Genomic DNA, 12,279 nt, shown 5'->3' with positions numbered 1-12,279 from the left:
CTCTGATCAAATATAGGAAGTGACCGAAAAATCACCAATCACTTCCTATATTTAAATACCGGACTAACTTAGAATTAGCGACCTCTTAAGAGAAAGTATAAACTCGGCAAGATACCAAGCAGACTCAGGTACTCTTGAGTTCCCATACGGCGCTTTGAGCTATCGACTGCAGGGACAAAAACCTCATCGTTTGGGCGAAGGGTAGGATCTTGAGAACGATCCCCTTTTAGCATCTTCTCCACGTTGTAGTCCTGAGTCGTCGTCACCCCATTTTCGGTACGGGTCAACTTTACCTTCTTTAAGTCTGCTCCCGACGTAGGAATTCCTTGCTGAGTTAGTGCTTCAAACAATGTTAGAGTACGATCATCAGGGTAAGGGAGCTCACCTCCCCCTTTACCGAGAGGACCATTAACCTTATAGTGTTCCTCAATACGAGGGATTGTTAGGATATCCCCCGCTTCTAAGAGAACATTATTTGTTAATGACCCTTTCTTGTACCCTCGTAGATCGAGCTTTATGACCTCTGACTTACGCAATAGGGTTGCCTTGGAGAGAGCTGCATTATCCGTCACGCCCCCCATGTCGTTGAGTAAGGTGATAATGGAGCGATCCTTGGGTAGATCGATGGAGCCGCCACGCCCCTGACCAACCTCACCGATCACGGTGACATAGACCTCTGTCCGCGGCTTGATCACGACATAGATCTTGTCCTCATTTTTTAATAAGATGTTCGCTGAGGGATCGTTGGCATAGACTTTTGCTAGGTCGAGGCTGATTACCTGTGTGTCGCGGAAAAGCTCGGCGCGGTAGAACTCAAAGCGGTCTGTGTTAGCAGCTCCCACCGCGCCCACGCCTCCTGCTGCTCCAAGTGCGTCCAAGACAGTCCAGTTGTCTTTTAAGACAAGCTTTCCCGCGCCACGCACCGCTCCCAGCACGGTGATTTCACGAGCGGTCTGCTGCAGAATGTTCACGGTCACATCGGGCTTGACAAGCTGACGCTTATCTTTGAGCCCCTTGGTAATATCGGCACTGATCTGCTCACGGGTCTTGCCAGCAGCCTTGAGACGCCCCAGGATAGGAAAGGCAAAGGTCCCATCGGGGAGCACCTGGGCACTCAGCGTAAACTCCGGATGCCGCAGAACCGTGATCCCAATGACATCTCCCGGCGATACACGATAGTCGTCGGCCAGCTTCTCCTGCTGGAGCAACACGGGCTCACGTGCCAGAGCCACCTGTGCCCCTCCCCCCATGAGTACACCAAGCGCTACTAAGCTCCCACAGAGCATCCCTAACCTCATGAGTCCTGACCCTTCCCCGAGTTATTCCCTAAAGTGTTCACTTCTACCTTATCACTGGAGTCCATTGCTCCCTCAATTCCACGCGCGACCGGCTCAGACACACCACGCTTGGTCTTCGTGCTCTCCACCGATGCGGGGACATAGTACTTGCCATAGTAGTAGCCCGAGCTTGGCCCTTCAATTCGGTTGAGCACCGTCCCAAGAACCTTAGCATTGGCGCGACGTAGCTGCTCAACGGCCTTGCGTGTATTGGTTTTCTTAGTCTCACCATAGCCAATGACAAGCAGTACGCCATTTGTACGAGCGGCCAGAACGACACCATCCGCAACCGCCAGAGCAGGCGGGGAGTCGAAGAGGACGATATCGGAGATTGCCTCAAGCTGCGCTATGAGCTCCACCATCCGCGCCGAGCCTAAGAGCTCCGCAGGGTTAGGAGGCGGCGAGCCCGCGGCAATCACACTGACGTTGTCCACACCACTGGGGCGAATGACATCCTCAATCTCGTGGGTACCAACCAAGACATCGGTCAACCCTGGAGACGACTCCAGGCGGAAGAGCTTGTGAAGGCTTGGGCGGCGAAGGTCCGCATCGACGATAATCACACGCTTGCCATCGAGCGCCATGGCCATGGCCAAGTTTGCAGCCGTGGTCGATTTCCCTTCCGCGGGCACGGAGGAGGTCACCACAATGCTCTTGAGCGTACTTCCCACAGCCGCAAAGTTGATATTGGTTCGCAGGCTACGATACGACTCCATCAAGGGCGAGAAGGTGCTAATATCGCGGATGAGGCGCAGGCCCTCTTCCTCAACAAGCGGCACGTGCCCCAGGTTAGGCAGGCGCAGCACACGCTCCGCCTCCTCAGGACTGTTGATGCGGTCATCCAGGAGCTCCTGGAGCAGCGCAAGACAGAGCCCTAGGAACACTCCCAGCAGGCCAGCGAACATAATATTCTGCGGCTTATTGGGACGAATCGGGCTTCCCGGCACCTGGGCTTCTTCGATCACACGGCTGGTCTCGACCTTTGCATTCTTGCGCAGCTCGATATCCTGCATCTTCGTGGTGAAGTAGCGAATCTGCTCATTGGCAAACTCACGAGCCTGCTGCTTTTCCGCGATCGTATTTGCAAAGTCAGGCACGAGGTTCAGGTTCGCCTTGATTCGCTCGATCTCTATCCGGTTTGGCTCCGCTGCACGGCGAATACTGGCAAGGTCGATCTGGGCATGCTTAAGCTCGGCATCGAAGCTCTCGTAGGTGGGATCGCGCCGCGTATTCATGAGCTTAAAGCTCTTCTCGTAGGCATCCCGGTACTTCTTCAGACTATCAAGCTCTGACTTGGCCGCGATAAAGACATCGTTATTGACATCGGCATCCGCCTTCAGAATGGCAAAGGCGGCCTCTTTATCGGCGATTGTCTTCTTGATCCCCTGCCAGCCAAGATCTTGCTCGATACTGAGAAGCTCGGGGCGGGTCTTGCTGCTGCGGGCCATGTAGCCCTCGATCTCCCCGATTCGAGTCGTGAGGTTGGTGATCTCGGTGAGCTGCTTCTGGTACATCTGGCTTAGCTCGCCCAGCTGCTTCTGGTTAGACTCGGCCTGGATCTTATACTCCGAGATCTTGTTTTTCTTTTGGTAGTCCAAAAGATCTTTCTCGGCCTTGTTCTTTGTCAGGAGCCATTTCTCACGGTTCTTCTTGGCTTCGTCGTAGACATTCTCCAGCTTTTTCTTGCCACTGGCATCGACATCTTCGATATAGGCCTTGAGAATATTAGTCGCCGTCTCCGCCACGGCATTGGGATCATCGCCCTCGGCCACAACCTCGACAATCGATGTCCCGCCCTCAACAGGGGTCACGGTAAACGGTGTGAGCGACTTCCCATTGGTCATCCGCTCGCTGGCCTTCTTCTTGAGAGCATTGCTCTTGAGAAGCTCCACCTGGGTTGCCGGGGAGTACGGTGAGTTCAGCTTGAAGAGCTCTGCCAGAGGGTCGTTGTTGACCGTGTTGATCAAGTACGACGGTGGCTCCAACAAGATACGGGAGCTCGCCTGGTAGACCAAGGGCTGAAAGAGGGTAATCAGCACTCCCGCCACCAAGACAATGACGAAGGTCTGCAGGATGATGGCACGTCGCCGCCGCAGAATATCGCCGTATTCGCGGAGGGAGATTGAGGAGGTTCCCTCAGCCGAGAAGTCAGTTTGCTCTTGCATACGCTTTCCTAAAAACTAGATGCCCACTGCCGAGAACCGCCCTAAACTCTCAGCTCCGCACCGAGTGGGAGAGAAGAGAGGTACCGGTTGGAACGAGCACAAAGAGGGATTTTATACTGGCACAACGGCTATCTACGGAAGGAAACTGCCAAGAGTTCCCAGGCCTGATTCCCTTTACTACCCCTAACCTGTGGCACCGTTCCAGGACGCACACTCGGGGGCATTGTAACACAGGCTGAGGGAGTTAGCACCTCCAGAGAGCAACACTGCCCCCTAGAATGCAGAATTCCGCACCGTCTCACTAGACAGCGCGGCGGGCTTGCTGGATCACGTCACCCAGTAAAGTGTAGACATCGCGGTCGGCCTGCCCTAGTGCAATTACCTGGCGTAGCGCACTCTCAGCCTTGTCAAATTCACCGCGACGAATATAGAGATTGGCGAGGGCTCGGTAGCTCTGGGAGTCGCCCGGCCCAAGCTTGAGATACTGCTCTAGAGCCCACTGCTCCATCTTCGTATTGCCCTGTGCCCGGTAGAGCTCCACCATCTGCAGGTAGGTCTCAGGGTTTTCCGGCTCAACATTTGCCGCGCGCTCGTAGTAGGTCTCGGCGCGCAGCATGCCTTTCTCCTCAAACTTGAGGTTGAGGCGAGCAAGGTGCAGGAGAGTCTGGGTATGGTTGGGGTCGATGCGCTCGATAATAATCTGGAAGATGCGCCGGGCATCTTCGCGCTTTTCCAGAGCCAGAAGGCTCTCGGCGAGGGCGAGGTGTGCCTCTAGGTTCTTGGCTCCCACGGGCAAGATCACCGCGCGTGCCAGGACATTGACCGCTCCCGTGAAGTCGCTGAACTGCTCTTTGAGCAAGAGGCCGTACTCCAGAAGAGTCAAGAAGTGGTCGGGCATGGCATGCTCGGCCTCCTGGTACCAGCGCAGTGCGGTGGTGAGGTCCCCCCGCGACTTCCACTCCTGGGCGACCCGGAGCAAGAGGGGCCCGGGAACCGTACTTCCCTGTCGGGACATCTTCTGCAAGAGCTCCAGAGCCGTGTCGCTCAGGCGCTCCTCACGCAGGTAGGCCTCGGTCAGGGCGGTGAGGATCTCCAAGGTGACGCTCCCTTGGCGGTACAGATTCTCCCAGAGGACCAGCGCCTTTCGTCGGTCTGCCCCATCGTGGACCCGGTTCTCTTGGTAGGCCGTCGCCAGCGCCAGCGCCAGCTCGTTGTCGTCTTTGTTGGCCTGGTGCGCCCGCTCGTAGATAGGAATCACCTTGCGGGAGTAGTCCTTGGCCTCGACAAGCGCCACGGCGTAGTAGTTCCACAGGACCTTTTCCTCGGGGCAGAGCTCACAAGCACGGGCATAGATAAACAGCGCCAGAGAGTCGCGGCGTCCACTCTGTCCCCATGCCAGGGCGAGTGCGCGCGGCACCACCGACCACTGCCACTGCCGCTCCGTAAAGTGCGGGACGAACTCGGACTCAAAGGCGATCGCGGTCTCCATGTGCTTGATGAGCGAGGGCTCCAGCAAGACCAGATCGCTCCGCCCCACGGAGTAGGCCAGCGCCGCCTCCAAGAGCCGATCCCCCGGCCTGACACTCAGCGCGGCCTGGAGCGGCATGATCGCCTCGGCTCCCAGGCGGTTCTGGGCAATGTACGTGTTAGAGAGCTTCAGGCTCCACTGTGCTTTCGACGACTGATCCCCTCGTTTATCGGCGATCGTCACCATCCGCGAGTAGACCGCGCAGGCATTGGCATCATCGAGACCACGCCCGGCAAAGAGATTCGCCAGGTACTCGTTGTTCTCGTCGTCGTCGGGGACATTCAAGAACAGATAGCGGTAGATAATCTCCGCGCGGTCGTCGCTGCGGCCGCTGGCCCGGTAGGCCACTCCCAGCCAGCGCGCGGTCGTGATGCGCTGCTCATCGGTTAGTGAGGTCGCATCGAAGGCCGCCTCCAGCACGGGCAAGCGCTCCGGCGTGATCCGAATCTCATCGTCGGCGATGGCATCGGTCAGGCGCTTGAGGAGCTCGGTGCGCGGCAGGTCGAGCTTACTCCAGTAGCCCGAGTCCCGCCAGGTTACCTTCATCAGCCCACTCAGGACCTTCTCCAGCTGGCTGGAGTCGGGGGTTAAGAAACCATGGTAGTAGAGGGCCGCAACATAGAACGCACAGCGCTCGTCATCGGGGAAGGTCTCCGCGGCGAGGGGGTACCAGTCTTTGCAGAGGGAGTGAAACTGACGCGCCTTGATATCGGCCCAGAGCAGGGCGCGCGCCACCCGAGCAAGACTGGGCTGAGGTGTCTTTCCCACGAGTGCAGCGTAGTAGGAGGTCACCGCCTCCGGCGTCAGTGCGGGGCTCTCCGCCTTGGTTAGCCGCGCCGCCTTAAACCCACCGAGCAGACGTTGCCAGAGACTGGGAGGCTGCTTAATATCTTTGAGAACACCTTTTGCCATACTACTTCCGTAAGTATCGGCAAATCTAACCAAAAAACTCAGCGGGTATACTTGCGACGCCATGCCTCTTTTTGTCTGTGTTCCCCCCACCCTCGCCCCGCTTGCCGATGCCCTTGGGCTCGCCCGCCGCGACTCCGCCACGCTGGTGCCGGCCTCCCCCACAGCAGTCCGCCGTGCCTGGGCGCAGGGTGCGCGTGAGGTGGTCTGTCGGGTCGAGAACGCCGGTGAGCTCTGGGCGCTCCGGCCCCTGGCACTCTTTGCCGCCGCCTTTGGGGAGCCGCTACGCGCAGGGACCTTTCACGAGGGGCTGCGTGCCTACGGCGGATTGGTGGCGTCGGAGTGGCGCACCAAGCAGCAGGGCTCTCTACTCCTCGCCCACAACCCCACGGACAAGGCGATGGTCGGCAGTGTCTTTCCCGCCTTTGACGAGCGCGAGATCGCCGCCGAGGAGACTCTGCTCTGGGCGCACGACTTCCCCCTCGGGCCCGCGGAGAACTACCTGGGTGCCTACGCCGGGCTGGTCAAGTCCGATGCCACGCTCCTCACGGCCCAGCTCCGCCCCGATCCCTTCCCCGGTGCCCGCGTGTTTGTCACCGGCAAGCCCGGCGAGGAGCGTGAGGTCTCGGTCTTCAATGCCGGCCCCGGCGAGGCAGCCCTGGTTGCCTTTGGCGAGACACCTGCCGTCTTTGCTGTCGGCGTCTCTCAGGTGATCGCGGTCCCGGAGGCCCTCGCCCCGCACCTCTGGCTACGGGAAAACACGACTTGGCTCGGCCCTCGCTGGGAGCTCACCCACGCAGGCGCGCTCATCGGACACACCGAGCTCCAGGAGACCACGGTCCTGGGCGATAGCGAGCCGCGCACCGCCCAGCTTGTCTTTGAGGGCAAGTCCCCCGAGTCGGTCTGGCTCAATGGGGTGCCCGTGGAAGGCAGTGAGCTCACGCTCCTCCCCGACCAGAACCAACTCATCGTCCGGGGTGAGCACGGGCCCGCCTTTGTGATCCCCGATGGCGCGTGCTTCCAAGTAGAGCTCACCGAGTGGCATCTCCCCACGGCGACAGCGCCGTGACCCCCTTCGACGAACCGGCGTTCCGCCTGCGAAGGGGGTTTTAGTCTTCCCAGTAGGTGAGCATGGAGTCTTTCAGCGTCCCCAAACTCATGCGCTTGACGTGACCGTCGCAGAAGAGCCCGTTGAAGCCCTTGTGGTGCGCGGACTCCCAGTGCCCCGGTGAGCTCGACCAGGTCTCGCAGTGGACCGCGGGGTTGTTGTGCTCCCACATCAAGAGAGTCATGGTCTCCACCGCGGTCTCGCTCCGGGTGAGCGGTCCCACGGTCGAGCCGCCATCGGGAGCGACAGTATCTGGGGCGCGGTTGAGCAGGTCGTTCATGGCATACTGGGGGAAGCGCACGCTCTGGCCGTTGATGGTGCTGACCTTCTCTTCGGGGCAGTTGAGGATGCCGGTGTTCTTGAGGTAGGGACGCAGGAGAAAGTCCTGCTTCTCGTCCCAGGCAGAGCGCGGGATGGTCCAGCCCACTCCCCCCTGGTCGTAGGCAAAGAAGATATCGTCGTTGTCCTGGAGGTACATCCGCACCCCCAGCCCGATCTGACGCATGTTGCTCATGCAGACGGTCTGGCGGGCCTTGGCGCGGGCTTGGGCAAAGACAGGAAAGAGAATCGCAGCAAGGATCGCAATGATCGCGATCACGACCAGGAGCTCGATTAAAGTAAAGCCACGACGCATAGGAAACCCTCCGTTTCTCCAGTGTATCGCAGGATACAATGCACACATGACATCCGAAACAAAAATCGCGGTCGTCACCGGTGCCTCCAGTGGGATCGGGGCGGCGACCGCACGACAGCTCGCCACGGCGGGCTACTCTGTGATCTTGGGCGCACGACGCACCGACCGTATCGAGGCCCTTGCCGCGGAGCTGGGCGGCGCCGCACACGTCCTCGATGTCGCCGATACCGCCTCGGTCGAGGCGTTCTGCGCGACCGTCCCCGATGCCATCCACGTCCTCGTCAACAATGCGGGCGGTGCGATTGGGCTGGAGCCGCTTGCCCAGGCCCGCGACGACGACTGGCTGCAGATGTACCAGACCAATGTCATGGGCCTGATGCGTGTCACCCGCGCCCTGCTTCCCAAGCTCCACGCCGGCAAAGGGCATATCGTCAATATCACCAGTATCGCCGGCCGCGAGACCTACCCCAACGGCGCCGGCTACTGCGCTGTCAAGCACGCCGCCCGCGCGGTCACCGAGACCCTGCGGCTAGAGCTCAACGGCACCCCCGTGCGGGTTACCGATATCGCGCCCGGCATGGTCGAGACCGAGTTCTCCGAGGTGCGCTTCTTCGGTGACAAAGAGCGTGCCGCCAAGGTCTACGACGGCCTCACGCCGCTCACCGCCGACGATGTGGCAGATGTCGTGGTCTTTGCCGTCACACGCCCCTGGCACGTGAATTTGGATGAGATCGTGCTGAAGCCCGTCGCCCAGGCACGAGCCACGGTCGCCGTGCGCGGGGTCGGGCTATAGTTCCTAGAGATCGCGAAGATGCCTCCATGAGCCGCCAAGACAAGCGGCGGCTCGGCTTCTTTGGCGCGTTCTGCACTCTGGTAGTGATGGTACTTGCAGTGAGTACCTGCAAGCCCAGCCGCTATGTCCTTGCCCGTGAGCTCACCTACGACCTCAGCGCCGACGGCAAGCGGGCGGTGTTCGCCCTCAACAGCCCTCTCTCGGTCCTAGAGCTCGCAACCGGCAAGCGCACCACAGTCGATACCCCCGGCTTCCCGCGCAGCTTGGCCTACCCCGCGCTCTCGCCCGAGGGAAAGGCCGTGGCGTACTCCGCGGAGTCGGACCTCTGGCTGGCCTCACTCGATGGCAAGAGTGTCCGGCGGCTCACCCACGACGATGCCTTCAGCGAGTTTAAGCCACGCTTCTCCCCCGACGGTCAGAAGCTGGTCTTTGCTCGCCCGAAAAACAATCCCCTCTCCCCCACCGGCGTCTCTTGGATAGAATCCGATGTCTGGACCATCCGCCGCGATGGCACGGAGCTTCGTCAGCTCACCCACAGCAAGTACCGTGAAGTCAGTGGCGTCCAGTTCACCCCCGACAGCCGCTCTGTGATCTTCGCCGCGCAGGTTCCCACTGATGACCTAGGCGGAAGCCGAGAGGCGCTTTTTGAGGTCGATGCGGAGGGCAAGCAGCCCCCACGTGAGCTCTTCGGGGGAAAGGCCGACGAGACCGGGGGGAGCTTTGTCGGTGACCCCAGCCTCTCCGCCGATGGCAAGCAGTTTGTCCTTATCTCCGACAAGGCCAACCCATTCCACTACGACCTCTGCCTGCTCCAGCGCGATGGCTCGGGGTTCCGGCCTCTCGGGCTGGCTGGCCCGGCGGAAAAAGGGTCGTTTGAGCAGCCCCGGTTTGCCCCGGATGGAAAGACGATTTTCTATCTCTGGAAGGGTGCTCTGTGGCAGGTAAGCACGGAGGGGAAAGAGGCACACGCGGTACAATAGGCTCCAAGGAAACCTCTCGCCCCATGCTCCCTTTCGGCAAACAAGATGAGTTTTACGCGCTGCTCACCCCGCAAGAGCGCTACCACTACTTCCTCCAGTACCTGCTGCTGACCTTCCATAACATCGCCGCGGGTGCCTACTGGTACGCTGTCGCGGCGCTTGTCGAGCCGGAGCTGGGACGCAACTTAGTAATCTTGAGTTTTGTTCTCTTTTGCCTGGTTCCTATCCATGGGAGTATCGCCCGCTCGGCCCGGCGCTACCGCGCCACAGATGCCGTCCCTGCGGAGCCCACCGGGATACTCAAGTTCCAGCTCCAAGCGTTCCGCCGCGCACGTGTTCCTCTCTTGCTAACCATCGGCTACTCCCTCACCTGCGATCTGCTCGATGCCCGTCACTTTCTGGCAGAGCCCCAGGTCGGCCTGCTCTGGAAGGTGCTGTTTGTCGGAGGCCTGCTACCTGCCTGCATTGTCTACGGCTTTCTCGTCCAACATTTCTTTGCACACGCCCGAAGCAAAAGATAGTACGCCCCGCGGCGGCGTGGGGCGTTTCTAGCGGTACAATAGCCTCCGTATGTCTGCCCTTCGCCCCCCCATGGCGCTGTTCTCCGGAACCGCGCACCCCGAGCTCGCCACCGCTGTCGCCCAGAACCTGGGTATTGAGCTCGGTCCGCTCAAGATCACGCGCTTCCCGGACTCCGAGATCTACATCAAGTTCGAGGACTCGGTGCGCGGTACGGACGCCTTTGTGCTCCAGCCGACCTGTGCGCCCATCGATGCGAACTTGCTGGAGCTGCTGATCCTGCTCGATGCGCTCAAGCGCGCCAGTGCCAATAGCATCTCGGTGGTGCTACCCTACTACGGCTACGCCCGCCAGGAGAAGAAGGACCGTCCCCGTGAGCCCATCACTGCCAAGCTGATCGCCAACCTATTGGTGACCGCGGGCGCGGACCGCATTGTCGCCATGGACCTGCACGCCGATGCGATCCAGGGCTTCTTTGATATCCCCGTCGATCACCTCACCGCCATCGGGGCCATCAGTGATTATTTAGCGACCAAGAACCTCGAAAACACGGTTGTGGTCTCGCCCGACGAAGGCCGAGTGAAGAAAGTGCGCAAGATCGCCTCGCGCCTGCACTGCCCGCTGGCGGTGGGCTACAAGTTCCGCCCCGGCCACGGGATCGCGGAGATTAGCGGCCTCGCAGGTGATGTGAAGGGCAAGACGTGTATTGTCTACGACGACATGATCTCCACGGGGGGCTCGATCAATGAGATCATCGACATGCTAATCGCCAGCGGTGCCAACCCCGAGATCTATGTCGCCTGCACCCACGCTGTGCTCGCCGGACCCGCCGTCCAGCGCCTCTCCCGCCCCGAGATCAAAGAGCTCATCATCACCGACACCATCCCCCTCTCCCCGGAGAAGCGCACCGAAAAAACCACGGTTATCTCCGTCTCGCACCTCTTCGCCGAGGCCATCCGCCGCATCTGGACCGGCGACTCCGTCAGCGAATTGTTTAACGACTAACCGCCCGCCGGGGCCTGAAAGGCCCCGCCCCACCTAGGTGGCGTTTGCCATTTCGTCCCAGCGGGCTTGAAGAAGCTTGGCGTACTCGACCGGGCGCAGGTTGTAGTTGCCCAGCGAGTGCCCGTCGTTGACCTCAACAAGCAACGTCTTGCCGTCGTCGGTGATCCCGAAGTCGATGCCGTAGCCTGCAGGAGCAGCATCCCCCCACGCGGCGATGGCGGCGCGGACCACGGCGGGATCGGGGAAGATCAGCGGATCGTCTTTGTAGTGCCCCAGCCCCAGAATCTTCCCGTAGCGCACATACACCCGCCACTCAGAGACAAAATTCACGGGCTCTTGGGCGAGCACGGGCAGGTCCGAGTCGCACCCGGCGGCGACAATCAGGTCCGGCCAGTCACGGATCACGTGCCCCACAAAGAGCTTGGCCTCATGCAGCGGTTTCACAAAGAGCGGCCAGCTCTCCGGCTTGCGCGCCACTCCCAGTGTCGTCTCCCAGACCTGCCGCCCGGCAAAGGCAAGCAGCGCCTCCGGGATATTCAGTTCGTCAGGAAGCGGCGCTCCAACCCGTGCCAGCGCCTTGTGCACCAGCCCGATCCCCCCGACCACAATCACCTCCCGCACCCGCGGCAGGCTCTCTAGTTCCTCAGACTGGTAAAGACGCACATCGTAGCCGAGCTTTGTGAAGCCGTCCCAGGCGGCGTAGCTGGTGGGGGCGAAGGGAATTCCCTCGGCATTGGCGTGGATATAGACAACTCGGCTCATGGCAAAGCCTTATCGCCCAAATCTCACATTCGCTAAAACAGGTAGCTGTGCTACAATCCTACATGACCGCACAAGAACTCCTTGCTGAGCAGATTGAGCTTATTGGTGACTCCCTAGCACACTACATCGAAACCACTGCCCCGGATCGGCTCAACTGGCAGCCACAGCTACCTAGCTCCGCGCCCACCCGATCCGCTCTGGAGCAAGCTGCTGAGTGCATAGCGGTCAATCGCGCCTTCGCCGCGCTCTTACGTGGGGATACGGCTGTGCCGTCCCTCGCCGATGAGGTCACACCAACGAGTCCTACCGAGGCCCGTGCTCGACTCCAAGCGAGCTGTGCTGAGCTGGCCGCAGTGATCCGCGTGTCTCATGATTCCCTCTTCGAGAGCCTATTCCCGACCCGCCGTGGGCAACGTACAGGCAAGGGGCTGATGATCGGCGCGTACCGCAACATGGCCTACCACTCGGGGCAGATCAACCTCCTGCAGATTCTGGCAGGCGATGGTGAATTCCACGTTCCCAGCACCTGGATTTAAACG

Annotated in this window: 11 protein-coding genes; 6 read left to right on the top strand and 5 right to left on the bottom strand. The window is 60.3% G+C overall.

Annotated features, from left to right (window positions below; translation table 11 throughout):
- Positions 1-74: 74 nt before the first annotated feature.
- From HNQ39_RS11195 to HNQ39_RS11185, 3 genes are all read right to left on the bottom strand, one after another.
- Positions 75-1,232, bottom strand: a complete 1,158-nt coding sequence (locus HNQ39_RS11195; RefSeq protein WP_184195476.1) for a polysaccharide biosynthesis/export family protein — start codon at positions 1,230-1,232, stop codon at positions 75-77.
- 62 nt (positions 1,233-1,294) lie between these two features.
- Positions 1,295-3,502 carry a polysaccharide biosynthesis tyrosine autokinase gene (locus HNQ39_RS11190; protein WP_184195473.1) on the bottom strand — a complete coding sequence of 736 codons (2,208 nt, stop codon included), beginning with the start codon at positions 3,500-3,502 and terminating at the stop codon, positions 1,295-1,297.
- Between the two features lie 301 nt (positions 3,503-3,803).
- Positions 3,804-5,942, bottom strand: a complete 2,139-nt coding sequence (locus tag HNQ39_RS11185; protein WP_184195470.1) for a tetratricopeptide repeat protein — start codon at positions 5,940-5,942, stop codon at positions 3,804-3,806.
- 61 nt (positions 5,943-6,003) lie between these two features.
- On the opposite strand from HNQ39_RS11185, the gene HNQ39_RS11180 reads away from it, so the two are divergent.
- A complete protein-coding gene (locus HNQ39_RS11180) occupies positions 6,004-7,008 on the top strand; it encodes a hypothetical protein (RefSeq protein ID WP_184195467.1) in 1,005 nt (334 codons plus the stop codon).
- A 40-nt stretch (positions 7,009-7,048) separates the two neighbouring features.
- On the opposite strand, the gene HNQ39_RS11175 is transcribed toward HNQ39_RS11180, so the two are convergent.
- A complete protein-coding gene (locus tag HNQ39_RS11175) occupies positions 7,049-7,681 on the bottom strand; it encodes a type II secretion system protein (protein WP_184195464.1) in 633 nt (210 codons plus the stop codon).
- Positions 7,682-7,727: 46 nt separating this feature from the next.
- On the opposite strand from HNQ39_RS11175, the gene HNQ39_RS11170 reads away from it, so the two are divergent.
- Genes HNQ39_RS11170 through HNQ39_RS11155 form a run of 4 tightly spaced genes read left to right on the top strand, consistent with a single transcriptional unit; the run spans position 7,728 to position 10,978 of the window.
- The gene (locus tag HNQ39_RS11170) at positions 7,728-8,474 is read left to right on the top strand and encodes an SDR family NAD(P)-dependent oxidoreductase (RefSeq protein WP_184195461.1); all 747 of its coding nucleotides are present in this window, start codon (positions 7,728-7,730) and stop codon (positions 8,472-8,474) included.
- A gap of 26 nt (positions 8,475-8,500) precedes the next feature.
- Positions 8,501-9,454 carry a DPP IV N-terminal domain-containing protein gene (locus HNQ39_RS11165; RefSeq protein ID WP_184195457.1) on the top strand — a complete coding sequence of 318 codons (954 nt, stop codon included), beginning with the start codon at positions 8,501-8,503 and terminating at the stop codon, positions 9,452-9,454.
- A gap of 23 nt (positions 9,455-9,477) precedes the next feature.
- On the top strand, positions 9,478-9,975 hold the full coding sequence (locus HNQ39_RS11160) for a hypothetical protein (protein ID WP_184195454.1): 498 nt from the start codon (positions 9,478-9,480) through the stop codon (positions 9,973-9,975).
- Positions 9,976-10,024: 49 nt separating this feature from the next.
- Positions 10,025-10,978: a ribose-phosphate diphosphokinase gene (locus tag HNQ39_RS11155; protein ID WP_184195451.1), complete on the top strand. Its 954-nt coding sequence runs from the start codon at positions 10,025-10,027 to the stop codon at positions 10,976-10,978.
- A gap of 33 nt (positions 10,979-11,011) precedes the next feature.
- On the opposite strand, the gene HNQ39_RS11150 is transcribed toward HNQ39_RS11155, so the two are convergent.
- A complete protein-coding gene (locus HNQ39_RS11150) occupies positions 11,012-11,740 on the bottom strand; it encodes an ATP-grasp domain-containing protein (RefSeq protein ID WP_184195448.1) in 729 nt (242 codons plus the stop codon).
- Between the two features lie 62 nt (positions 11,741-11,802).
- On the opposite strand from HNQ39_RS11150, the gene HNQ39_RS11145 reads away from it, so the two are divergent.
- Positions 11,803-12,276: a DinB family protein gene (locus tag HNQ39_RS11145; protein ID WP_184195445.1), complete on the top strand. Its 474-nt coding sequence runs from the start codon at positions 11,803-11,805 to the stop codon at positions 12,274-12,276.
- Positions 12,277-12,279: the final 3 nt, after the last annotated feature.

It is taken from the genome of Armatimonas rosea (assembly GCF_014202505.1).
GTDB lineage: Bacteria > Armatimonadota > Armatimonadia > Armatimonadales > Armatimonadaceae > Armatimonas > Armatimonas rosea.
This window is presented reverse-complemented; position numbering and strand designations above follow the sequence as displayed.

Excerpts from the sequence above, each read along its gene's own strand:
- HNQ39_RS11190 (WP_184195473.1), bottom strand. The coding sequence starts at position 3,502 with ATGCAAGAGCAAACTGACTTCTCGGCTGAGGGAACCTCCTCAATCTCC.
- HNQ39_RS11185 (WP_184195470.1), bottom strand. The coding sequence starts at position 5,942 with ATGGCAAAAGGTGTTCTCAAAGATATTAAGCAGCCTCCCAGTCTCTGG.
- HNQ39_RS11180 (WP_184195467.1), top strand. The coding sequence starts at position 6,004 with ATGCCTCTTTTTGTCTGTGTTCCCCCCACCCTCGCCCCGCTTGCCGAT.
- HNQ39_RS11175 (WP_184195464.1), bottom strand. The coding sequence starts at position 7,681 with ATGCGTCGTGGCTTTACTTTAATCGAGCTCCTGGTCGTGATCGCGATC.
- HNQ39_RS11170 (WP_184195461.1), top strand. The coding sequence starts at position 7,728 with ATGACATCCGAAACAAAAATCGCGGTCGTCACCGGTGCCTCCAGTGGG.
- HNQ39_RS11165 (WP_184195457.1), top strand. The coding sequence starts at position 8,501 with ATGAGCCGCCAAGACAAGCGGCGGCTCGGCTTCTTTGGCGCGTTCTGC.
- HNQ39_RS11160 (WP_184195454.1), top strand. The coding sequence starts at position 9,478 with ATGCTCCCTTTCGGCAAACAAGATGAGTTTTACGCGCTGCTCACCCCG.
- HNQ39_RS11155 (WP_184195451.1), top strand. The coding sequence starts at position 10,025 with ATGTCTGCCCTTCGCCCCCCCATGGCGCTGTTCTCCGGAACCGCGCAC.
- HNQ39_RS11150 (WP_184195448.1), bottom strand. The coding sequence starts at position 11,740 with ATGAGCCGAGTTGTCTATATCCACGCCAATGCCGAGGGAATTCCCTTC.
- HNQ39_RS11145 (WP_184195445.1), top strand. The coding sequence starts at position 11,803 with ATGACCGCACAAGAACTCCTTGCTGAGCAGATTGAGCTTATTGGTGAC.